Source organism: Bacillus sp. MM2020_4 (assembly GCF_011250555.1).
Classification (GTDB): domain Bacteria; phylum Bacillota; class Bacilli; order Bacillales; family Cytobacillaceae; genus Neobacillus.
Genome location: NZ_JAANMZ010000128.1, coordinates 1 through 260, shown reverse-complemented (window position 1 = coordinate 260; position 260 = coordinate 1). Strand labels below are relative to the sequence as shown.

General features: G+C 49.6%; 1 rRNA gene. It reads left to right on the top strand.

The annotated features are described in order from the left end of the window. Positions 1 to 260: ribosomal RNA gene (locus G6554_RS25440) — 23S ribosomal RNA — on the top strand; the annotation flags it as partial.

Genomic DNA, 260 nt, shown 5'->3' with positions numbered 1-260 from the left:
ATCTCCCAAGGCTAAATACTCCCTAGTGACCGATAGTGAACCAGTACCGTGAGGGAAAGGTGAAAAGCACCCCGGAAGGGGAGTGAAATAGTTCCTGAAACCGTGTGCCTACAAGTAGTCAGAGCCCGTTTATGGGTGATGGCGTGCCTTTTGTAGAATGAACCGGCGAGTTACGATTACATGCAAGGTTAAGTTGAAGAGACGGAGCCGCAGCGAAAGCGAGTCTGAATAGGGCGAATTTAGTATGTAGTCGTAGACCC